This is a genomic window from Halorubrum miltondacostae, from assembly GCF_041379815.1.
GTDB lineage: Archaea > Halobacteriota > Halobacteria > Halobacteriales > Haloferacaceae > Halorubrum > Halorubrum miltondacostae.
The window spans coordinates 240,878-260,470 of record NZ_JBEDNY010000001.1 but is presented as its reverse complement, the minus strand read 5'-3'; the positions used below and the strand labels follow the sequence as shown (position 1 = coordinate 260,470).

Genomic DNA, 19,593 nt, shown 5'->3' with positions numbered 1-19,593 from the left:
AACGGATTCGGCCGGGCGGGCGAGGACCCGCCCACCGGACCGAGCACGGTTCGCTGAACCGACCTACGGGTGCGCGTAGTACGCCAGCAGGTCCTCGGAGCCGTTCGGGCCGTCCGCCTCGTCTGTCGCCGCCGGGTCGAACCCGTCGATGCGGGCGAAGCCGACGCGCACGAACTGGACGACCGCGTCGGGGTCGACGTCGGCGAGCGCGGGCTCGGCGACCCCTCGCACGTCGCCGTCGACGGTCCGGAGGAGCGTGTCGAGCCCCTCCGCGGCCGGGACCCAGTGGACCACGTCCACGTCGCCCTCGCGCACGACATCGATGTCGGCGTCGACGAAGGCCAGCTCGTCGCCCTCGTACCGGACGCAGCCGTACCCCTTGAGCCAGACGCGCTCGCCCTCGCTCGGGAGGTCGGGGGACTCGACGAGGACCCGCCCGGCGGGGACCTCACGGTCGCCGCGGTCCTCGTGGTCAGGGTGGAGCGGCGGGTGGCCGGCCTCGGGCGCGGGCGCGTCGCCGTCGACGACCGGGAGCTCCACGGCGGGCGCGTCGTCGCGGTCGCGCACGAGGAAGTAGCGGTTCGCCGCGTCGTCGACGAGGTCGCGGTTGTTCGCGTAGACGGCGGACATCGCGAGGTCGACGTCGGAGGTGGACATCCCCAGCTCCGTCATCGAGTCGACGAGCGCCCGTCCTTGAATGCCGCGGCGGCGCATCGACTGGATGGTCGGCGCGCGCGGGTCGTCCCAGCCCGTCAGCTCGCCGGCCTCGATGAGTCCCTTGATCGTTGAGGTGGACAGTTTCACGTCGTACTCGTCGACCTGGACGTGACCCCAGTGGAGCACTTCGGGATACTCCCAGTCGAAGTAGTCGTAGACGAACCGCTGGCGCTTCGCGGAGTCCTGGAGGTCGATGCCGCGGATGATGTGGGTGACGCCCGTGAGGTGGTCGTCGACGCCGGACTGGAAGTCGAGCATGGGCCAGCAGCGGTAGTCGGCCGCCGCCTCGCGCGGGTGGGGCGTGTCGATCATCCGGAAGGCGACCCAGTCGCGCAGCGCGGGGTTCTTGTACCCGATGTCGGTGCGGACGCGGAGGACCATCTCGCCGGCCGAGTAGTCGCCCTCGACCATCGCCGCGAACTCCTCGCGGACCGTCTCGACCTCCTTGTCGCGGTGCGGGCACGGCTCGCCCGCGTTCTTCAGCTCGGAGAACTCGTCGCCGGAACACGAGCAGGTGTACGCGCCGCCGGCGTCGATCAGCTCGCGGGCGTGGTCGTAGTACGTCTCCAGCCGGTCCGACGCGCGGAGCACGCGGTCGGGCTCGAAGCCGAGGTACTCGATGTCCTCGAGGATGGCGTCGTACGCGTCCAGGTCGGGTCGTTTCGTCTCCGGGTCGGTGTCGTCGAACCGGCAGACGAACTCGCCGTCGTAGCGCTCCTTGTACGTCCCGATGACGGCGGGCATCCGCGCGTGGCCGACGTGCCACGGGCCGTTGGGGTTCGGCGCGGCGCGCATCACGACCTCCCCGTCCTCGGCGTTCGGGAGGTCGGGGAGGACGTGCTCGTCCGCCTCGTCGTCGGCTTCCAGCTCCGCGAGCTTGTCGGGGGCGAGCTCGCCGAGCCGCTCCCGGCGGGCCGCCTCGTCCATCTCGCCGACCTCCTCGACGACCGGCGCGAGGACGCCCGGAATCTCGTCGCCGTGCGGGCGGAACTCTGGGTTCTCGCCCATGATCGGGCCCATGATCGCGCCCACGTCCGGGTCGCTACCGTGCTTGAGCGCGTTGAACAGCGCCGCGACCTCGCCGGCCGCCGCGACGCGCTCGCGGAGTTCGTCGTCCATACCGCTGGCTTGTCGGGGTCGGGTCAAAAACGCCGCGAAACGGCGGGGAGGGGCGGATCCCGGAGGCGTCGGACCGGCGACGCGCCGCGACGACCCAGAAGAGCGGGTAGGGGCACCTAACACCAGCGGTCGGACGGGCTTAAACGGCCCAGACCGTTCACGGCGATATCGGCCCGAGACGGCCGTGAACGGTCGAGACGCTTTTTAACTCCCGGGTCGGAATTGTTGGATCTATCGTCACAGCGCCGCGTTATCGCTCCCGAGCGAACGAGTTCGGTTCGTCGCCTTGATGGTCGCCGGGGGCGTGGAGCGGGTATGAGCGACGCGTCGGTGGTCGTCGAGAGGAAGTCGGGGGGATCGCGGTGGTAGGACCCATCTCCGAGAGGGAGCGGGACGCCGGGAACCGGAAGGTCAAGCTCGTCCTGCTCGCCATCGTCACGGCCTCGCCGCCGCTTATCGCCCTCCAGTTGGACCCGTCGCCGGTCGAGCTGCTGGCCGCGGCCGGGGTCGGGTTCTGTCTCGGCCTCGTGGTCGTGTGGTACCTCGGCCGGCTCGCGGGGGAGTTCGCCGGCAGCCAGGTGCGATCCCGTCGCCGCTGAGTCGATCGGTCGGTCCCCTGCGAAGAACCGCTAGTCGGCCCCGGTCTCCGCGCCCCGGACCGACTCGACGAGCTCGCCCGCCCGGTCGCCCGCGACGGCGCGGGAGCTCGACAGCGGCGAGATGCTCACTTCGCCCTCGACCGCGGCGCGTCGGTCCGAGCCCGGATCGTCCTGGACGTCGCCGCGGAGGAACTCCCGCCAGAAGCGGTCGCGGAGCTCCATCCCCATCTCGCCGCGGCGCTCGCCGAACTCCCATCCCTCGGGGACGTTCTCGTCGTCCGGTCCCTCCTCGCCCGGCCGGAACTCGATGACGTCGAAGCCGCGGGCCGGCTCGGTCAGCCGGTAGGTGGGGTCCGCCGCCGCCTCGTCGTCCGCGGCCGGGACGTTGACGTTGAGCACGTCCGCGCCGAACGGGAGCCGTCCGTCGTCCGTCCGACCGAGGAGGTCGGCGACGACCTCCCCGGCGACCGCGAAGTCGCCGTTGTCGAGCGTCGGCGGCACGGGGAGGTTCCCGCGGTCGTACAGAGAGACGGCGATGGCGGGCGTCCCGAGGAACGACGCCTCCATGGCGGCCCCGACCGTGCCGGACTGCCCGAGGATGTGCGCGCCGATGTTCGGCCCGTGGTTACAGCCGGAGACGACCACGTCGGGGTCGAGCCCGAGCGCCACGTCCGCGACCGCGACGCAGTCCGCGGGGGTCCCCTCCACCGCGTAGCCGCGGTCCGTCTCGGTGTAGTCGACCGTCGTCTCCCACCACGAGCGCGCGCCGCCCACGCCGGACTGGTTCGTCGCGGGCGCGACGACGGTCACGTCGTGGTCGCGGGAGAGAGCGTCCGCGAGGGCCCGGAGCCCGACGGCGTCGATCCCGTCGTCGTTGGTGAGCAGGATCTCGGTTGTCATGCCTCACGGTGCGAGGTGACAGGAGAAAACGTCGCCGGTACGGATCGACGGGGGAAGTCCGGACGGGGAGAGAGAAGCGAGCGGGAGCCGAGCGTCACAGACGCCGGCCGGGTGGTACTCCGAGTGGTCAGTTGGAGGGAGCGGCGGTGCGGGGACCGCGGGACGCCGGGTCAGTCGGCCGCCACTCGACGCGACGAGGTCGCCAGGTCGAGCACCTCGTCGAAGAAGCCGAGCGAGTCGTGCGGGCCGGGGTTCGCCTCGGGGTGGTACTGGCGGGTGATCACGTCCAGCTCCTCGCTGTCGAGCCCCTCGACGGTGTCGTCGTTGACGTTCACCTGCGTCACCTCGAGCGGGCCGGTGTCGTCGACCGTGTAGCCGTGGTTCTGGGTTGTCATCACGACCTTGTCGGTGCGGAGGTCCTTCACCGGCTGGTTGACGCCGCGGTGGCCGAACGCCATCTTCTCGGTCGAGCCGCCGAGCGCGCTGGTGATCACCTGCTGGCCGAGGCAGATGCCGGCCATCGGCAGCTCGCCGGCGAACTCGTCGACGACCGCCTGGGCCGCGACGAAGTTCTCCGGGTCGCCCGGGCCGTTCGAGACGAAGAGCACGTCCGGGTCGACGGCGGCCACGTCCTCGGCGGTCGCGTCGTACGGGAGGACGTGGACGTCCGCGCCGCGGTCGGTGAGCGAGGAGATGATCGAGCCCTTCGCGCCGCAGTCGAGCAGGGCCACGTCGACGTCGCCGCCGCCGCCCTCGTGGACGGTCGGCTCGGTCACGGACACCTGCGCGCCGATGTCGACGTGGTCGCTCATCGGCTTACACGCCTCCATCTCTTCGACCGCGTCCTCGGGGGTCGCGTCCGGCCCGGCGGCGATCCCGCAGGCCATCGCGCCCTCCTCGCGGACGGTAGTGACGATCTCGCGGGTGTCGACGTGGTCGACGGCCGGGACGCCTCCCTCGGCGAGCCAGTCGGCGACGTCGTCGGTCAGCTCGCGGGCGACCGCCGCGCGGGGCTGGACCGACTCGGACTCGAATCGCTCGGTTCGGACGCCGTAGTTCCCGATGAGGGGGTACGAGAAGGTGAGGATCTGCTCGGCGTAGGAGGGGTCGGTGAGCGACTCCTCATAGCCGGTGTACGCGGTCGTGAACACCAGTTCGCCGCGGGTCCGCCCCGGCGCACGAGCGCGCGCTTCGAGCACGCGACCGTCGGCCAGCGCGATGTAGGCGTCCGACATTACGAGAAACGTACGCGCAAAGGTTAATAAATGCGTCGTTCGAAGGTTCGTTACGATATTCGTAACGGGTAAGGCGACGGACCGAGACGGATCGGTATGGACGACCTCGACCGACGCATCCTCTCGATCCTGCGACGGGACGCGCGGACCCCGTACACGGAGATCGCGGACCGGGTGGGGACCTCCGAGGGGACCGTGCGCAACCGCGTCGACCGGATGACAGACGAGGGCGTGATCGAGCGGTTCACCGTCACGACCCGCACCGGCAACGTGAAGGCGATGATCGAGATCTCGGTGGAGATGAACGTCAACACCGACGCGGTCGGCCAGCGGATGGTAGAGTGGGAGGAGGTCGACTTCGTCTGGCAGGTATCGGGCGAGGAGGACGTCGTCCTCGTCGTCGACGCGGTCGACACGCGCGCGGTCAACGAACTGATCACGCAGGCCCGCGAGATGGACGAGGTCAAGTCGACGAAGACGCGGCTCATCCTCGACGAGCGGCTGGGGTGAGCCGGAGGAAACGGCCGGCCGCGACCGATTCTCGGGCGTTGTCCGAGCGGTTCCGGGCGCGCGGTCGGCCGCGGCGATCGACCCGGTTACCGATCGATCAGAAGGCCCTTTACTAACTAGTTAGTAAGTCCAGAGAAGTAATGGGATCGGAGACGAAGTCAGCGATCATCGACGCGACGAACTCGGTGCTCTGTGAACACGGGTACGCCGGCCTCACCGTACAGAAGATCGCCGACGAGGCGTCGATGACGACCGCGGCGATCCACTACCACTTCGACACGAAGGCGGAGCTGCTGGACGCGTTCCTCGACGACCTGATCGAGCGGTTCGAGTCGAAGCTCACGTTCGAGCCGACAGATCCGCGGGACCGGCTCGCGGCGTTCCTCGATCAGGTGTTCACGCCGTCGAACCCCGACGCCGACGGCTTCCCCGTGGCGATGATGGAGCTGAAGGCCCAGGCGCCGTTCCAAGAGCTCTTCCGGAAGCGGTTCCGCGAACTCGACGGCGTCGTGCGCGAGGTCGTCGGGGAGATCGTCGCCGACGGCATCGACGACGGACACTTCGCCGAGACTGATCCGGACGAAGTCGCCAGGCACGTCGCGACGACGATCAACGGCGCACACGCGCGGCACGTGGCGCTCGGCGAGCCGCTCGACGAGACGCGTCGGGTGCTTGAGAACGCGCTGGAACGACAGCTCGGCTGGCGGCCGGAGTCGGGGGTAGCCGCGTGAGCTTCTTCAAGGGCCAAGAGGAGCTCAACCTGACGGAGGGCGGCATCGTCAAGCCGCTCCTGTACCTCTCGCTCCCGATCGTCGTGACGAACCTGATGCAGACCGCCTACAACCTGGCGGACACGTTCTGGCTCGGCCAGTACTCGACGGAGGCGCTGGCTGCCATCTCCTTCGCGTTCCCGATGGTGTTCCTGCTCATCTCGCTCGGGCTCGGGCTCTCGGTCGCCGGGAGCGTCCTCGTCGCACAGCACACGGGGGCCGAGGAGACGAAGAAGGCGGAGTACGCGGCCTCGCAGACGGTCTCGTTCGCGATCATCGCCTCGGTCGTCTTCGGGACGATCGGCTACCCGTTCGTCGAGGATTTCCTCGCGTTCCTCGGCGCCTCGCCCGAGGTCCTCCCCGGTGCGACGGCGTACATGCAAGTGGTCGCGCTGGGGCTGCCGTTCATGTTCGGCTTCTTCGTGTTCATCTCGCTGATGCGGGGCGCGGGCGACACCATCACGCCGATGCTCGTCATGTTCGGGACGGTCGTCGTCAACGTGATCCTCGACCCGTTCCTGATCAACGGCTGGGCGATCGGTCCGGTCGCGTTCCCGGAGCTGGGCATCCAGGGGGCCGCCATCGCCACGATCTTCTCGCGAGCGCTGGCGATGGCCGTCGGCCTCTACATCATGCTGTCGGGGTCGCGAGGGATCCAGATCAACGTCGCCGACATGAAGCCCGACCTCCAGTACCTCCGGAAGATCCTCCGGATCGGCGTGCCGGCGTCGATCGAGGGGACCGGGCGGGCGCTCTCGATCAACGCCCTGCTGATCGTGGTGGGGCTGTTCTCGACGTCGGTCGTCGCCGCCTTCGGCATTGGCACGCGCGTGTTCTCCGTCATCTTCCTCCCCGCAATCGCCGTCGCGCGCGGCGTCGAAACGATGACCGGGCAGAACGTCGGGGCCGGCAAGTACGACCGCGCACAGGAGGCGAACTACGTCGCCGCGAAGGGGCTGTTCGGAGTGCTCGGCGTCGTCGGCGTCGCCATCTTCTTCGTCCCGACGCCGATCGTCTCGGTCTTCACCGACGACCCAGCCGTGCTCGACGTCGGCGCGCAGTTCCTGCGGTACGTCGCGCTGTCGTTCGGCTTCATCGGGATCCAGCGGGCGTTCACCGGCGGCTTCCGCGGTGCCGGGAAGACGATGATCGCCGCCGCCGTCTCCATCACCGCGCTCGCCGTCGTCCGGCTGCCCGTTTCGTACGTGGCTTCGCGGGGCGTCCTCCCGACGGACCTGTGGTTCCTCGGACAGCCCGACGTCCGGGGCATCTGGATCGCGTTCTTCGCCTCGAACGTCATCGGAGCGGTCGTCGCGTGGCTGTGGTTCCGGCGCGGCACCTGGCGCGACGGCGACGTGCGCGGCACGTCGAGCCCGAGCGGCCCCGAACCGGACGACCCGGAGCCCACCGTCGGAGACGATTGAGCGCGTTCGGCCGTCGTTCGTCGCCCCCCGCTCCGGGTCTCACGGGCGCTACTCCTGCGCGACGCTCGTCTGCATCCCCGCCGTGTTGAACGCGCTCCCCGCGGTCTCGTCGCCGAGGACGATCACGCCCGCGCCGGACCCCGTGACCGTCTCGAACTCGGCTATCGCCCGGTCCGCCGCAGCCTGCGCGTCGAGGCCGTCGTCGAGGAAGTCGACGGCGCGCCGCGAGAGCGTGACGCGCGCGATGTCCTCGCCCGCTCCCGTCGCGCTCGCGCCGCCGGCCTCGGTACAGAAGAACCCGGACCCGACCTGCGGCACGTCGCCGACGCGCCCGGCGAGCGCGAACGACCGACCGCCCGTGGAGGTCACCGCGGCGAACGACTCGCCGTCGGTCGCGACCGCGCCGACCGTGTCGTGGTCGGGGGCGTCGCCTTTTTCGCGGTCATCGTCGTCTGAACTTCTCGAATCCCCGCCCGCCTGATCGTCGCCGGAGCCGAAGCGCGAGGCGAGCCAGTCGAGGTGCTCGCGGGGACCGCCCCGCGGCGGGTCCTCCGCGTCGTAGCGCTCGCGCGTCTCGTCGGTGAGGAGGTCGACGCCGGTCTCGACGCCGAACTCCGCCGCGAGGTCGACCGCGTGGTCCCCCGAGACGAAGACGTGCGGCGTCTCCTCGCAGACGACGCGGGCGACGCTCGCCGCGTGTTCGACGCCGGGCATCGAGCACGCGGCACCGACCGCGCGGTCGGACGTCATCACGCCGGCGTCGGTGCGGACGACGCCGTCCGACTGGACCGCGCCGCCGACGCCCGCGTTGAACCGGGGGTCCGACTCGAGGACGCCGACCGCGGCCGCCACCGCGTCGAGCGGGGTCGCGGCGTCGGCGCCGCGCCCGGCCGCCTCGTCGAGGACCGCCTGTCTGGGCTCCGGCTCGTCTGGGGCGCCGCCGGCCCCACCGTGGACGATAACTCGCATACCGGAGACACCCGCGGGGGCCACATAAGCGCCCGGGAGGCGCCGCCGCAAGACATATTCCCGCCGCTGGGCGACTCCGTAGCAACGTGACGACCGCCGAGCCCACCGGCCCCGCTCCGCGCCTCCGCGCCGCGCTCCGCCGTCGCGTCGGGGTCGACCCGCGCGCGCTGGCCGCGTTCCGCGTCGCGCTCGGCGTCGTGCTCCTCGTCGACCTCGCACTCCGCGCCCGGAACCTCGTCGCCTTCTACGCGGACGCCGGGGTCCTCCCGCGGGCGACGCTGGCGGCGGCGTACCCCCTCGCCGCGCGGTTCTCGCTCCACGCCCTCGCCGGCGGGCCGCGGGCCCTCGCGGCGCTGTTCCTCGCTGCCGCGCTCGCCGCCGTCGCGCTCGCGGTCGGCTACCGGACGCGCCTCGCGGCCGCGGTCTCGCTGGTCCTGCTCGCGTCGCTTCAGGCGCGCAACCCGTTCGTCCTCAACGCCGGCGACACGCTCCTCCTCCAGCTGCTCGCCGCCGGACTGCTGTGCCCGCTCGGCGCGCGCTGGTCGGTGGACGCAGTCCGGCGTCGAGCCGCGGACGCAGCGGATTCGACGGGGGACGCCGCGGCCGACCGCGTCGCCGGCCCCGCCACGGTGCTCCTCCTGGCGCTCGTCGTCGTGGTGTACCTCTCGAACGCGGTCGTGAAGCTCCGCGGGACCGCGTGGCCCGCCGGCGAGGCGGTCGGGCGCGTCTTCCGGCTCACCTACCTCCACGGCCCGCTCGGCGGGCTCGTCCCCGAGTGGCCGGCGCTGCTCTCGGCGGCCACGTACGGCTGGCTCGCGCTGGTCGTCGCCTCGCCGCTGCTCGTCGCGGCGGCGGGCCGGGTCCGGGCGGCGCTCGCGGGGACGCTCCTCGCGGCGCACCTCTCGATGGCGTTCGCGCTCCAGATCGGCGTCTTCTCGCTCGTCTCCGCGACCGCGCTGCTCCCCGTCTTCCCCCCGTTCGTCTGGGACCGGATCGAGCGCGCAATCGACTCGCGTGCTCCGGAGAGCGGCGCGGCGGCGGGCGAGCGGCTGCGGACCCTCGCCGCCCGCCGGGGCGCGCCCGCGAGCAGGTCGAACGGCGAGGTGGCGCTCGGGGCCGTCCGCGAGCGCGTCGCGGGCGCAGTTCCGGTCGTCGCCGTGGTCCTCCTCGTCGCGCTCGTCGCGTGGAACGGGATGGCGCTCGGGTTCGTCGAGACGCCGGAGCCGGTCGCGTCGGTGGCCAACCCGACGGAGGGCGGCTGGGACATGTTCGCGCCGAATCCGCCGTCGACCGACGCGCTCGTCGCGGCGACCGCGACGACCGCCGACGGTGGCCGGATCGACGCCCTGTACGGCGACCGCGTCGCGCTCGACCGCCCGCCGTCGGACGCCCGCGCGTACCCCACCGCGCGCTGGCGGAAGTTCCTGACGCTGCTCGCGGAGGACCCCGACCCGGACCGGGTCGAGCCGGTGCTCGCGCACCTCTGCGACCGCGCGGCGCGGTTCGCGGACGGCGAGGCCCGCCCGATCCGGTCCGTCACGGTGTCGACCGTCGACGTCGACGTCGCGGACGGAGAGACGCGAGTCGACGAACTCGGGACGCGGTCGTGTCGGGCGGCGTGAACGGGGCCGCGGGCGGCGTCCGGGTTCGCGAGCGGGACCGCCGGAGTCGATCGCGAGCGTTTATTTTCGGCTCACCCGATACGTACCCTGTGACCGCTTCGGAACCGTCCGCGTCCGCGACGCCGGTCTCGGTCCTCCTGCCGACCGTCCGCTGGACCGACGCCTGCGACGAGGTGGCCGGACAGCTCCGCGGCCCCGAGGCGTTCGGCGGCGGGGCGGGGGAGACCGACGAACTGCTCGTGATCTGCGACTCTGCGGACGACCCGGTGGCGGACCGACGCGGGGACCTGCCGGCCCGAACCCGGATCGTGATCGCCGGCGAGCCGGAGGGGTGTTCGGGGAAGGCGAACGCCGTCGCGACCGGGATGGAGGCGGCCGCGAACGACCGGATCGCTTGGACCGACGACGACTTTCACCACCCGCCCGACTGGCTGGCGACGCTCGACGCCGACTACGACCGGCAGGGACCCACCACGGAGGTCCCGGTGTTCGTCGGGCTCGACCCGCTGGCGCGCCTGTTCGAGCCCGCGTACGTGATCGGCGGGACGCTCGCGGTGGCCGCGGCCGGCGTCGCGTGGGGCGGGGCCGTGATCTTCGAGCGCGACGACCTCCGCGGCGGGGAGGCGGCGTTCCGCCGGGACCTCCGGCGGACGGTCAGCGACGACGGGACGCTCAGCGACCACGTCGACGTCGCGTCGGTCGACCGGACCCGGCACGTCCGGGCCGGTGGGTCGCTCCGGGGATCGCTGGAGCGGTTCGTCCGCTTCCTGACGATCACGCGGTACCACGACCCCGCGGCGACCGCGTTCAATGTTTGTCTCGGCGTCGCGATGGCGGCCCTCTGTCTGTTCGCCCCGGTCGCGGGCGTGACCCTCGTCACCGCCCTCGCGGGGGCCGCGTACGCCCAGTTCGGGATCCGTCGGGCGACGTTCCTCCTCGCCGCGCCGGGCGTGCTGATCGCCCCGCCGCTGCTGGCGTACGCGCTCGCCCGGCGGACCTTCGTCTGGGGCGGCCGCCGCTACCGCTGGCGGTCGCTTTTCGACGTCGAGGTCGAGCCGGTCTGACCACGGGACGCCGCGGGGAGACGCCGAGCGCGGCGGCGGCGAGAACCGGCAAAGGCTGCGAGCGCGACGCTCACGCCGAAAACGGCAACCACTTTAGGGGGCCACGGAAATCCTCGAACGTTCATGAGCTACGATAAAGTCGACGTCCCCGACGACGGCGAAGCGATCACGCTCGCCGACAAGGAGACCGGCGAGCTGAACGTGCCGTCGAACCCCATCATTCCGATCATCCACGGCGACGGAATCGGCACCGACGTCGGACCGGCCGCACAGCAGGTGCTCGACGCCGCAGCCGAGGCGACGGGCCGCTCCATCTCGTGGATGCGCGTCTACGCGGGCGCCAGCGCCCGCGAGAAGTACGACGAGAACCTCCCCGAGGACACCGTCTCGGCCATCCGCGACCACCGCGTCGCGATCAAGGGCCCGCTGACGACCCCCGTCGGCGCCGGCTTCCGCTCGCTGAACGTCGCCCTCCGCAAGACGCTCGACCTGTTCGCGAACGTCCGCCCCACCTACCACCTCGAGGGCGTCCCGTCCCCCGTCAAGAGCCCCGAAGAGATGGACATGGTCACGTTCCGCGAGAACACCGAGGACGTCTACGCCGGCGTCGAGTGGGAGGCCGGTACCGAGGGCGCGGAGCAGGTACGCGACTTCCTCGAGGACGACATGGACATCGCGGACGTCATCCACGACGGCCCGGTCGGCATCGGCGTCAAGCCCATCTCCGAGTTCGGCTCGAAGCGCCTCATCCGCGAGGCAGTCGACTACGCGCTCGCGAACGACCGTGACTCGGTCACGCTCGTCCACAAGGGGAACATCATGAAGTTCACCGAGGGCGCGTTCCGTGACTGGGGCTACGAGGTCGCCGAGGAGGAGTACGGCGACGACGTCATCACCGAGGACCAGCTCTGGGAGGAGCACGACGGCGAGCAGCCCGAGGGCACCCTCGTCGTCAAGGACCGCATCGCGGATAACATGCTCCAGCAGCTGCTGACCCGCACCGACGAGTACTCCGTCATCGCGACGATGAACCTCAACGGCGACTACATGTCCGACGCCGCCGGCGCGCAGATCGGCGGCCTCGGCATCGCGCCCGGCATCAACCGCGGCCACGGCCGCTGTCTCGCCGAGCCGGTCCACGGCTCCGCGCCCAAGTACGCGGGCGAGGACAAGGTGAACCCCACCGCGATGATCCTCTCGGGCCGCGAGATGCTCGACTACCTCGGCTGGGGCGACGCCGCGGACCTCGTGCGCGACGCCGTCGAGGAGACCATCGCCTCCGCCAAGGTCACCTACGACCTCCACCGGCAGATCGAGGGCGGCGAGAAGCTCGCGACGAGCGAGTTCGCCGACGCCGTCGTCGAGAAGATCGACGAGCTGGCGTAACGGCCGACGTCACGCGTCGCGGTCGACGACTTCTCTCTCGCTTTTTCCGACGCGCGACGAGCGACCGGTCCGCCCCGGCCGCCCGCGGAGGCGAGGATACAAATCCGGGCGTCGCCTTGCGCCGGTATGGTAACCTTCCTCGCCGGGGGGACGGGCACGCCGAAGCTCCTCGACGGCGCGGCCCGGGTGTTCGATTCGGCCGAGACCGCGGTCGTCGCCAACACGGGCGACGACGTCGAGCTCGGCGGCCACCTCGTCTGCCCGGACGTCGACACCGTGCTGTTCGCGGGCGGCGGCGTCCTCGACCGCGAGACCTGGTGGGGGATCGACGGCGACACGACCGCGACCCACGAGGAGCTCTCTCGCCTCGCGGCCGCGGCGGGCGACGCGATCGAGGGCGAGCCGGGCGCGCCGCGCTACTTGGGCGACGACGCCCAGACCGCGGGCCGCGAGATCGCCCGGTGGCGGCGGTTTTCCGCGGTCGGCGAGTTCATGGAGATCGGCGACCGCGACCGGGCGGTCCACCTCACGCGCACGAGCCTGCTCGACGAGGGGAAGACGCTCACCGAAGCGATCCGGATCCTCGCGGCGGCGTTCGACCTCGACGTCGACCTCCTCCCGATGTCCGACGATCCGGTCTCGACGCTGGTCCACACCGAGGCCGGCGAGACGCTCCACTTTCAGGAGTACTGGGTCGCGCGCCGCGGCGAGCCGCCGGTGGCCGACGTGGAGTTCCGGGGGGCCGCCGACGCCGAGCCGACCGACGCGGTGTTGGACGCGCTCGCGGAGCCCGTCGTCGTCGGGCCCTCGAACCCCGTGACGAGCCTCGGTCCGATGCTGGCGCTCCCCGGCTTCGAGCGGGCGCTCCGGGAGACGCCCGTGGTCGCCGTCTCGCCGTTCGTCGGCGACGAGGTGTTCTCCGGCCCGGCCGCGGAGCTGATGGCAGGCGTCGGCCGCGAGCCCTCGACAGCGGGCGTGGCGGCGGCGTACCCGTTCGCGGACGCGTTCGTCCTCGACGACGCGGACCCGACCGCGCTGGACCGGCACGTCGAGCGCACCGACACGCGGATCGACGACGCGGACGACGCCGAGCGCGTCGCCCGAGCCTGCGAACGGGCGCTGGACACCGTCGAGTCCGACGCGCCGGACGTGGGGCCGCCGCGGGAGGGGGCGGAGTGATCCGAGAGCCGTTCCTCGTCGCCGCGAGCCTCAGCGGGGCCGCCGACGCCGAGTGGGCCCGTGCCGCGGCCGAACACGTCGACGTGGCGCTCCTCGGGGGCGTGGCGCTCGACCCGGCGAGCCGGGCGGCCGCGCGGGACCTCGTCGCGCGCGGGCGATCGGAGTTCCTCCCGGCCGATCCGCTCGCGTTCGTCGCCGCCCAGCTCGACGCCCTCGCCGACGCGCCGGTCCGACCTGGCGTCAACGTCCGGAGCGCGACCACGGAGCCGATCCGGGACGTCGCGCGGATCTGCGCCGACCGCGGCGCAGTCTGCGAGGTCAACGCCCACTGCCGGCAGCCGGAGCTTCGCGCGGTGGGCTGCGGCGAGTCGCTGCTGGCCGACTCGGACCGGCTCGCGCGGTCGGTCGCCGCCGCGAGCGGGGCGGGCGCGACGACGAGCGTGAAGGTCCGCGCAGAGGTGCCCGGCGTCGATCTGCGGGCCGTCGCGGAGACCGTCGCAGCGGCCGGCGCGGACTGGCTCCACGTCGACGCGATGGACTCTGAGGCGGTGGTCGCCGACGTCGCGGCGGCGGTCGACGGCGCGGCGGAGAGCGGCGACGGCGGCGCGCTCGCCGACCTGACGGTCGTCGCCAACAACGGCGTCCGCGGCCGCGAGACCGTCGCCGAGTACGGGGCCCACGGGGCCGACGCGGTGAGCGTGGGGCGGCCGACGGAGGACCCGCCGGTCCTCGCGCGCGTCGCGGACGCGGTGGCGGAGTGGCGGGCGGGGACGCTGCGGAGCCGCGCCGGCGAAACGGGTTCCGAACCGGGGGTACGACCGTGACTGGCGACGAGCCACCGCTGGGGAACGCGACGCCGCCAGTGGAGGGAAAGGCGGCGACGGACCCCATTGACGACGCGACGCTCGCCCTCCTGCTGGAGGTCGCGGGCACGCCGAAGCCAGGGAACGTGGACCGTCGACGGGACCTCGAGGACCTGCGGTTCGAGGCGTTCCTCGGCGGGGCCGTCGGCGCGCGGCCGGGACTCGAACTGGCCGCCGGAGTGGCGGGAGAGACGGAAGCGGACGGCCACCCCGGCGTCGGCGACGCGTTCGAGCGGGCGGTCGAGGGGATGGCCGCGCGCGCCGGCACGAACACGCAGTTCGGCTGTCTGCTCCTCCTCGTCCCGCTGGTTCGGGCGGTCGCGGACCCCGATCGGGAGCTCTCGCCGGCCGGCGTCGACGCGGTATGTCGGGGGACGACCGTCGACGACGCCGTCGCGTTCTACCGGGCGTTCGAGGCCGTCGACGTCGCGGTCGACGACCCCCCGGAGGGCGCGGCCGACCTCGACGTGCGTCGCGGGAGCGCCGCCGAGCCGGCCCTCCGCGAGCGCGGGGCGACGCTGCGAGACGTGCTGGCGCTGTCCGCGGAACCGACCGGTCCGGACGACGACGGGAGTTCGGACCGGGTTCCCGACCGCAACGCCGCCGAGTGGACCGAGGGGTTCCCGCGGACGTTCCGAGGGGCAGAGTGGATCCTGACCGACGAGGGGCCGCTCGCGGACCGGGCCGCGCGGGCGTTCCTCGGGCTGCTCGCCGCGGAGCCCGACACGCTCGTCGCGTCGACGCGGGGCGTCGAGACGGCTCGCGAGGCGAGCGAACGGGCGAGAGCGGTCCTGACGCCCGACGGCGGCGATCCGACCGGACCGGTCGGCGACATCGACGCGGTCGACGCCGAGACCGTCCACGCCGCCGACCTCGGCGCCGCGGAGTCGCTGGCGGCGGCGTTCGTCGACGAGGGGATCAACCCCGGCACGACCGCCGACCTCACCTGCGCGGCGCTGTTCGTCGCGCTGCGGCGCGGCGCGGAGGTGGCTCCGTGACCGCGGACCGCTCCGACGACGAAGGCGTGGACGGGGCCGACGACGACGCCGAGGAGCGGACCGACGACGGGGCCGCGGACCGACCCGGAAGCGAGACCGGGGAACGGACCGACCCGGCAGGCGTCGCGCCCGACGGCTGGCCGGTGCCGCTACGGGGCGTCACCGAATCGGTCGTCGCGACGCTCGGGCCGAACGACCGGTGGAACGTCGCCGCGCTGGGGATCCACGCGCCGGCCGACCCGGACGGGGCGGTCACGGCGCGGACGTACGGCCGCACTCGCACGTGGCGGAACTTCGCCGAGCGCGGGGGCGGCGTGGTCCAGTTCACCGTCGACCCGCGGACGTTCGTCGACGCGGCGCTGACGGTCCGGGAGGAAGACGACCCGGTGCTCCCGAGCGCTGACGCGTGGGTCGAGGTGCGAGCCGAGGCGGTTTCGGCCGAGACGGAGGGCGACACCACGATCCGGACGTGGGAGCTGGAGCCGGTCGAGTCGGCGGTGGTGACCGAGCGCGTGCCGACGGTGAACCGCGGGTTCGGCGCGGTCGTCGACGCCACGGTGGCCGCCTCGCGGCTCGACGTGCCGACGTTCGATACCGGGGAGCTGCTCGATCGGCTGCGCTACTTCGCCGACGTGGTGGAGCGCTGCGGCGGCCCGGCCGAGCGGGAGGCGTTCGCCCGGATCGACGAGGCCACCGGGTGGCGAGAGCGCGCGGACGAGCCGTGACTGACGCGGACGCGACCGACTGAGATCCGCCGCGTCTCCGGTTCGCGGCCGCTCGCGGCGGAACGAACCCTTTTAGTTCGGGCCGCCGGTATCGCTCGGTATGGCTATCAAACCCAAGTACATCAAGCAGCTCGGGAACCTCCTGCTGGAGCAGTATCCCGACTCGTTCAACACGGACTTCGAGACGAACAAGGAGAGCGTCACGGCGCTGACGACCGTCGAGTCGAAGGGCGTCCGCAACCGGATCGCCGGCTACGTCACGCAGAAGAAGTCGCAGGCGGCACAGCACGCGTAAGCGGGTTCGATTTCTCTGACGGCTTGTTCGCGCGACGGGGAGCCGCGGCCCTCGTCGGCGCTACGGACGATCCACGCCGCGAGGGCCGGCCCCGGGAGTTTATCCCCGAAGCCGCGGCCACCCCGACTCGATGGACGCGCTCGTCCGGCCGGTTACCGACCCGACGTTCGCGGCGGGCGCGCTCGCGTTCCTGCTCGGCGGCGTCGCCCTCGGGACCGCGAGCGGACTCGTCCCCGGGCTCCACGCCAACAACTTCGCGCTGCTCCTCGCCGGGTTCGCCCCGTCGGTGCCGGCCGACCCGCTGTTCGTCGGCGTCGCGATGCTCGGCGCGGGCGTGGTCCACTCCTTCCTTGACATCGTCCCCGCACTCGCGCTCGGCGTACCCGACGCCGCGACCGCGGTTGCGGCCCTGCCGGGACACCGGTTGGTGATCGCGGGCCGCGGTCGAGAGGCGGTCCGCCTCTCGGCAGTGGGATCCGGGCTGGCAGTCGCGCTCGCGGTGCCGCTGGCGGTCCCAATCACGTGGCTGATGACGCGGTGGTACCCGGCGATCCGGGCGCACCTGCCGCTGCTGCTCGGGGCCGTCGTCGCGCTGCTCGTCCTCACCGAATCGTCGCGGCGGGCCGCGCTCGGGGGGCTGTTCGCCGTCCTCGCGAGCGCCGCGCTCGGGCTCGCGACGCTCGACGCGGATCCCGCGGCACCCCTGTCGACCGGGGGTGTCCTCGCGCCGCTGTTCGCCGGGCTGTTCGGCGTACCGGTCCTCGTCGAGGCGCTCGGCGGCGACGGCGTCCCGCCGCAGGCCGACGCCCGGATCGCGATGCGGGCGCGCGACCTCGGGACGAGCGCCACCGCCGGGTCGCTCGCCGGCGCGGTGGTCGGATACGTGCCGGGCGTGTCGGCCGCCATCGCCGCCGTCGCCGCGATGCCCGCGGTGCCGCGCGAGTCCGCCGACCGCGGGTTCGTCGTCGCGACGAGCGGCGCGAACACGGCGAATACTATTTTTGCGCTGTTCGCGCTGGTCGCGCTCGGAACGCCGCGGACGGGCGTGACCGTCGCGATCGACCGGGCCGGGGTCCCGTTCGCGCTGCCGATGCTGCTCGTCGCGGCGGCGACCGCCGCGTGCTTCGGCTTCGCCCTCGTCGTCCGCGTCGGCGACCCATACCTCCGGGTAGTCGGGAACGCCGACTACACCCGGCTCTCGATCGGAGTCCTGGCGCTCCTCGCGCTGCTCTCGTACGCGTTCGCCGGCCTCTACGGCGTCGGCGTCCTCCTCGCCGCCGGCGCGTTGGGCCTCGTGCCGCCGCGGGTCGGCGCGCGGCGCGTCCACCTGATGGGCGTGCTGATCGGGCCGCTGATCGTCGGGTGAGCCGCGGGTCTGGCTGCTCCGCCCGCCTGCCGCGAGCGGACGAGGCGTTCGGGTCCCGGGCGGCGAGCGGCACGGTACCGGCCCGCACGACCCGTTCCGGCGAAAAGAACAACGGTTAAAAGTCGCCGCCGGTAGGTACGCATATGAGCCAGAGCGACTCTCAAGCGACCCCGCAGTGCGTCTCCTGTGGGATTCAGGTGTCCGGCATGAACGCCGCACAGTTCTCCTGTCCGGACTGCGGTGCCACGATCTACCGGTGCTCGAAGTGCCGGAAGCAGAGCAACCTCTACGAGTGCCACGACTGCGGGTTCCGGGGGCCGTAAGATGGGCGACGTCGCTGCCAAGATCAAGGTCATGCCGAACAGCCCCGAGGTCGACCTCGACGAGCTCCAGGACCGCCTCGAGGAGGCGCTCCCCGAGGGCGCGAAGATCCGCGGGTTCGAGCGCGACGACGTCGCGTTCGGGCTCGTCGCGCTCCTGCCGACCGTCATCGTCCCCGACGGCGCGGGCGGCACGGAGGCCGTCGAGGAGTCCTTCTCGCAGGTCGACGACGTCGAGTCGGTCAACGTCGAGAACGTCGGCCGCCTGTAAGGCCGTACTCGCCGGTCGCCGCGGGAGCGACGTCGGCGGTCCGGATTTTGCGGTTTCGTTTCACTCGGAGAGCGACTGTTCTATCGGTCGCGACGATCGACCGATCTATCGTCCCGACTCGTAGAACTCCTCGCGGTAGACGCGCCCGAAGGCGTTGCGTCGGAGGGTGCTGGCCGCCGCGTCCGGCTCGTCCTGGTACGTCGCCGCGATCACGGTGTCGGCGAACGGGACCGGGTGCCAGACGACGTTGTCGACGTCGTCGGAGCCGATGCGGACGACGGCGTCCTCGTCGAACTCGCTGTCGGCGAGCCACGCGTCGAACTCGTCGCCCTCGCCGACGTGGACCGCGAGCAGCTCGGCGAACGTCGCGTCGCGGGCCGTCCGGATCACCTCGGGGGTGACGCGCTCGTCGTACTCGTCGGCGCCGAACGACATCGCCTTCGTCGCCTCGCGGACGACGACCTGCGCGACCGGGCCGACCTCCTCGTAGCGTTCGAGCGCGTCGGCGCGCGTCTCGGGGGCGAACGTGCCTCTGGTCTCCATGCGCCCTGCTTGGCCGGGGGCGGGCAAGGGCGTTCCGCTACGCGTCGCGGTCGGCGTCGTCGGTCGCGGCGTCGCCACCGTCGTCCGACTCGTCGGCCGCGGAGCCCCCGTCCTCGTCCGCGTCGTCCGCAGCGCCCTGCCGCGTCAGCTCGCGCGCCTCGCGGAGGGCCTCGGCGACGGTCGGGTCGTCGACCGATTCGGGGTCGGGGACGCCGGCGTCGCGGGACGCGGCCGGGTCGACGCCGTGGTCGTGGCCGGACCCGTGGCCGTGATCGTGGCCGGGTGCGTGGTCGTGGTCGCGATTGGACGCCCCCGCGTCACCCCCCGAGCCCATCCCGACGTCCGGGCGACCGCGGGGCACGGTGTCTTCGAACACCTCCTCGTACTCCGCGTCGTCGGCGTGCGGCGTCACTTCGGCCGCGAGCCCCGCCGGCTCCCGCTCGCTCCAGTCGGCGACGCGATCGTCGAGCCACGCCTCGTGGTCGCCGCCGTGGAGCATCGCCGTGAACGCGAGGTGGTGCGCGAGGTGTTCGCCGTCGCGCTGCGGGGTGTCGCAGACGGGGCACGCGTATCCCATGTCGGTCACGGGTTCGTGGGTGAGCCGTAAAGCCGCGTCGAAGGGGGAGCGACCCGGGCCGGACGGCGACCGCTCGCGTCCTCGGCCGGGGTCGTCGCGCGTCCTGACGCCACTATAACAGCAACTTTATCACTCGCACGA

General features: G+C 72.4%; 21 protein-coding genes. 15 read left to right on the top strand and 6 right to left on the bottom strand.

What is annotated here, in order from left to right; all coding sequences use genetic code 11:
• Positions 1-63 precede the first annotated feature (63 nt).
• A complete protein-coding gene (locus ABNG04_RS01405; protein WP_371159389.1) occupies positions 64-1,836 on the bottom strand; it encodes a glutamate--tRNA ligase in 1,773 nt (590 codons plus the stop codon).
• A gap of 362 nt (positions 1,837-2,198) precedes the next feature.
• Here ABNG04_RS01405 and ABNG04_RS01400 point away from each other — a divergent pair, with 362 nt between their 5' ends.
• On the top strand, positions 2,199-2,435 hold the full coding sequence (locus tag ABNG04_RS01400; protein ID WP_371159387.1) for a DUF8527 family protein: 237 nt from the start codon (positions 2,199-2,201) through the stop codon (positions 2,433-2,435).
• 30 nt (positions 2,436-2,465) lie between these two features.
• Here the strand turns inward: ABNG04_RS01400 and surE are convergent, their stop codons facing one another.
• Positions 2,466-3,335 carry a 5'/3'-nucleotidase SurE gene (surE, locus tag ABNG04_RS01395; RefSeq protein WP_371159385.1) on the bottom strand — a complete coding sequence of 290 codons (870 nt, stop codon included), beginning with the start codon at positions 3,333-3,335 and terminating at the stop codon, positions 2,466-2,468.
• 170 nt (positions 3,336-3,505) lie between these two features.
• Complete coding sequence (gene carA / locus ABNG04_RS01390; protein ID WP_371159382.1) at positions 3,506-4,570, bottom strand: glutamine-hydrolyzing carbamoyl-phosphate synthase small subunit; 1,065 nt, start codon at positions 4,568-4,570, stop codon at positions 3,506-3,508.
• Positions 4,571-4,666: 96 nt separating this feature from the next.
• On the opposite strand from carA, the gene ABNG04_RS01385 reads away from it, so the two are divergent.
• The 3 genes from ABNG04_RS01385 (at position 4,667) to ABNG04_RS01375 (ending at position 7,274) form a co-directional block, all read left to right on the top strand.
• Positions 4,667-5,080 (top strand): Lrp/AsnC family transcriptional regulator, encoded by a 414-nt coding sequence (locus ABNG04_RS01385; RefSeq protein WP_006114390.1) that lies wholly within the window; start codon positions 4,667-4,669, stop codon positions 5,078-5,080.
• A gap of 140 nt (positions 5,081-5,220) precedes the next feature.
• Positions 5,221-5,811, top strand: a complete 591-nt coding sequence (locus ABNG04_RS01380) for a TetR/AcrR family transcriptional regulator (RefSeq protein ID WP_371159380.1) — start codon at positions 5,221-5,223, stop codon at positions 5,809-5,811.
• Positions 5,808-7,274: an MATE family efflux transporter gene (locus ABNG04_RS01375; protein WP_371159378.1), complete on the top strand. Its 1,467-nt coding sequence runs from the start codon at positions 5,808-5,810 to the stop codon at positions 7,272-7,274. The genes ABNG04_RS01380 and ABNG04_RS01375 overlap by 4 nt, the downstream gene beginning before the upstream one ends.
• Positions 7,275-7,322: 48 nt before the next feature.
• Here ABNG04_RS01375 and ABNG04_RS01370 read toward each other — a convergent pair whose 3' ends face one another.
• Entirely contained in the window at positions 7,323-8,243 is a 921-nt protein-coding gene (locus ABNG04_RS01370) for an isoaspartyl peptidase/L-asparaginase (RefSeq protein WP_371159376.1), read from the bottom strand.
• Positions 8,244-8,329: 86 nt separating this feature from the next.
• Here ABNG04_RS01370 and ABNG04_RS01365 point away from each other — a divergent pair, with 86 nt between their 5' ends.
• The 11 genes from ABNG04_RS01365 to ABNG04_RS01315 all read left to right on the top strand — a co-directional run bounded on the left by ABNG04_RS01365 (position 8,330) and on the right by ABNG04_RS01315 (position 18,332).
• Positions 8,330-9,865, top strand: a complete 1,536-nt coding sequence (locus ABNG04_RS01365; protein ID WP_371159374.1) for an HTTM domain-containing protein — start codon at positions 8,330-8,332, stop codon at positions 9,863-9,865.
• Positions 9,866-9,954: 89 nt separating this feature from the next.
• The gene (locus ABNG04_RS01360) at positions 9,955-10,929 is read left to right on the top strand and encodes a glycosyltransferase family 2 protein (RefSeq protein WP_371159372.1); all 975 of its coding nucleotides are present in this window, start codon (positions 9,955-9,957) and stop codon (positions 10,927-10,929) included.
• Between the two features lie 123 nt (positions 10,930-11,052).
• Complete coding sequence (gene icd / locus ABNG04_RS01355) at positions 11,053-12,315, top strand: isocitrate dehydrogenase (NADP(+)) (RefSeq protein WP_371159370.1); 1,263 nt, start codon at positions 11,053-11,055, stop codon at positions 12,313-12,315.
• Between the two features lie 126 nt (positions 12,316-12,441).
• Complete coding sequence (cofD, locus tag ABNG04_RS01350) at positions 12,442-13,494, top strand: 2-phospho-L-lactate transferase (protein ID WP_371159368.1); 1,053 nt, start codon at positions 12,442-12,444, stop codon at positions 13,492-13,494.
• Positions 13,491-14,318 carry a beta/alpha barrel domain-containing protein gene (locus tag ABNG04_RS01345; protein ID WP_371159366.1) on the top strand — a complete coding sequence of 276 codons (828 nt, stop codon included), beginning with the start codon at positions 13,491-13,493 and terminating at the stop codon, positions 14,316-14,318. Before cofD ends, ABNG04_RS01345 begins: the two co-directional genes overlap by 4 nt.
• Entirely contained in the window at positions 14,315-15,355 is a 1,041-nt protein-coding gene (locus tag ABNG04_RS01340) for a triphosphoribosyl-dephospho-CoA synthase (protein WP_371159365.1), read from the top strand. The genes ABNG04_RS01345 and ABNG04_RS01340 overlap by 4 nt, the downstream gene beginning before the upstream one ends.
• Before the next feature lie 143 nt (positions 15,356-15,498).
• The gene (locus tag ABNG04_RS01335) at positions 15,499-16,080 is read left to right on the top strand and encodes a DUF447 domain-containing protein (protein WP_371160738.1); all 582 of its coding nucleotides are present in this window, start codon (positions 15,499-15,501) and stop codon (positions 16,078-16,080) included.
• Between the two features lie 100 nt (positions 16,081-16,180).
• On the top strand, positions 16,181-16,375 hold the full coding sequence (locus ABNG04_RS01330) for a 30S ribosomal protein S17e (RefSeq protein WP_008441200.1): 195 nt from the start codon (positions 16,181-16,183) through the stop codon (positions 16,373-16,375).
• Positions 16,376-16,505: 130 nt separating this feature from the next.
• Positions 16,506-17,741, top strand: coding sequence for a tripartite tricarboxylate transporter permease (locus ABNG04_RS01325; RefSeq protein WP_371159363.1), 1,236 nt, complete (start codon positions 16,506-16,508; stop codon positions 17,739-17,741).
• A gap of 143 nt (positions 17,742-17,884) precedes the next feature.
• Positions 17,885-18,064, top strand: coding sequence for an HVO_2753 family zinc finger protein (locus ABNG04_RS01320; RefSeq protein WP_006114402.1), 180 nt, complete (start codon positions 17,885-17,887; stop codon positions 18,062-18,064).
• Position 18,065: 1 nt separating this feature from the next.
• On the top strand, positions 18,066-18,332 hold the full coding sequence (locus ABNG04_RS01315; RefSeq protein WP_297889751.1) for an elongation factor 1-beta: 267 nt from the start codon (positions 18,066-18,068) through the stop codon (positions 18,330-18,332).
• Positions 18,333-18,437: 105 nt separating this feature from the next.
• On the opposite strand, the gene ABNG04_RS01310 is transcribed toward ABNG04_RS01315, so the two are convergent.
• Both ABNG04_RS01310 and ABNG04_RS01305 read right to left on the bottom strand, forming a co-directional pair.
• Positions 18,438-18,875, bottom strand: coding sequence for a DUF5809 family protein (locus ABNG04_RS01310; protein ID WP_297889748.1), 438 nt, complete (start codon positions 18,873-18,875; stop codon positions 18,438-18,440).
• 37 nt (positions 18,876-18,912) lie between these two features.
• Entirely contained in the window at positions 18,913-19,452 is a 540-nt protein-coding gene (locus ABNG04_RS01305) for a DUF5810 domain-containing protein (protein WP_371159360.1), read from the bottom strand.
• Positions 19,453-19,593 lie beyond the last annotated feature (141 nt).

Excerpts from the sequence above, each read along its gene's own strand:
- ABNG04_RS01405 (WP_371159389.1), bottom strand. The coding sequence starts at position 1,836 with ATGGACGACGAACTCCGCGAGCGCGTCGCGGCGGCCGGCGAGGTCGCG.
- surE (WP_371159385.1), bottom strand. The coding sequence starts at position 3,335 with ATGACAACCGAGATCCTGCTCACCAACGACGACGGGATCGACGCCGTC.
- carA (WP_371159382.1), bottom strand. The coding sequence starts at position 4,570 with ATGTCGGACGCCTACATCGCGCTGGCCGACGGTCGCGTGCTCGAAGCG.
- ABNG04_RS01385 (WP_006114390.1), top strand. The coding sequence starts at position 4,667 with ATGGACGACCTCGACCGACGCATCCTCTCGATCCTGCGACGGGACGCG.
- ABNG04_RS01380 (WP_371159380.1), top strand. The coding sequence starts at position 5,221 with ATGGGATCGGAGACGAAGTCAGCGATCATCGACGCGACGAACTCGGTG.
- ABNG04_RS01370 (WP_371159376.1), bottom strand. The coding sequence starts at position 8,243 with ATGCGAGTTATCGTCCACGGTGGGGCCGGCGGCGCCCCAGACGAGCCG.
- icd (WP_371159370.1), top strand. The coding sequence starts at position 11,053 with ATGAGCTACGATAAAGTCGACGTCCCCGACGACGGCGAAGCGATCACG.
- cofD (WP_371159368.1), top strand. The coding sequence starts at position 12,442 with ATGGTAACCTTCCTCGCCGGGGGGACGGGCACGCCGAAGCTCCTCGAC.
- ABNG04_RS01330 (WP_008441200.1), top strand. The coding sequence starts at position 16,181 with ATGGCTATCAAACCCAAGTACATCAAGCAGCTCGGGAACCTCCTGCTG.
- ABNG04_RS01325 (WP_371159363.1), top strand. The coding sequence starts at position 16,506 with ATGGACGCGCTCGTCCGGCCGGTTACCGACCCGACGTTCGCGGCGGGC.
- ABNG04_RS01320 (WP_006114402.1), top strand. The coding sequence starts at position 17,885 with ATGAGCCAGAGCGACTCTCAAGCGACCCCGCAGTGCGTCTCCTGTGGG.
- ABNG04_RS01315 (WP_297889751.1), top strand. The coding sequence starts at position 18,066 with ATGGGCGACGTCGCTGCCAAGATCAAGGTCATGCCGAACAGCCCCGAG.
- ABNG04_RS01310 (WP_297889748.1), bottom strand. The coding sequence starts at position 18,875 with ATGGAGACCAGAGGCACGTTCGCCCCCGAGACGCGCGCCGACGCGCTC.
- ABNG04_RS01305 (WP_371159360.1), bottom strand. The coding sequence starts at position 19,452 with ATGGGATACGCGTGCCCCGTCTGCGACACCCCGCAGCGCGACGGCGAA.